Source organism: Wolbachia endosymbiont of Drosophila leontia (assembly GCF_028981785.1).
In the GTDB taxonomy this organism is placed as follows: Bacteria; Pseudomonadota; Alphaproteobacteria; order Rickettsiales; family Anaplasmataceae; genus Wolbachia; species Wolbachia pipientis.
Genome location: NZ_JAPQLK010000153.1, coordinates 1 through 835, shown reverse-complemented (window position 1 = coordinate 835; position 835 = coordinate 1). Strand labels below are relative to the sequence as shown.

At 34.9% G+C, this 835-nt stretch carries 1 protein-coding gene and 1 pseudogene; both read left to right on the top strand.

From position 1 onward, the window contains the following. Positions 1–191 (top strand): hypothetical protein (locus OZD63_RS05580; RefSeq protein WP_275008333.1); only part of this gene is annotated, 191 nt, incomplete at its 5' end. A 405-nt stretch (positions 192–596) separates the two neighbouring features. Further along, positions 597–835 (top strand): annotated as a pseudogene (locus OZD63_RS05575) (hypothetical protein); the annotation flags it as partial.

Genomic DNA, 835 nt, shown 5'->3' with positions numbered 1-835 from the left:
TCGATACAACTAGAAGCCTGACGCTCACACTCGAGCCTCCTGAGCAAATCTTGTCTGGTGAGCTCCTCTACGCACTGCCTCTATTGTCTGATATAGCTAAAGTGACTTACGATAATTTGAAAAACAAAAATTCGTCATTCCGCTACTTGTTAGCGGAATCTATACCGCGAATGAATCGCGGTATGACGTAGGACTGCTGTCATCCCAGTGCGTGACACTGGGATCTCGTTCCTTAACTTTATAGTGTAAATTATTTCAAATTGTGTCTAGCTGCAAGTATAATAATTTCCATTTATAGACAAAGTATGTTACAAATGTTATGCCAAAGAGTATAATAAAATCTATATCAAATACTTTACAAGAAAAAGTGGGATAGAGGCAAAAGCAAATATTAATAAGGATAATTTAAGAAAAGCGCATGCTAGAGTTTGAAGAAGCCGTAAAGATAAAGATATTATTGAAAGGTTAAATAGCACATGATATAATATATATATAGTGTAAAAATGTAAATAATTTTATTGACATCTTTACATTAATAGTTCTTAAATATTTAGTACTGTAGAATTAAATTATTAAGTTTTATGAAGGAAGTAAAAATGGTGGAAAGCTTTTCAGGTAACAACAAAGGCAGTAATTTTATTGAGGAGGCAAAAATAATGGAAAATTTTTCAGATAATAACGAAAACGGTAGCTCAATCTTCCAAGGAAAAATCAGGGAGCAAGATTTCTCTGCAGAGCAGAAGCTAAATGAACTAAAAGCAGCCATAGAGGAGCTCACCAGACAAGATTTGCTCAGGAGGCTCGAGTGTGAGCGTCAGGCTTCTAGTTGTATCGA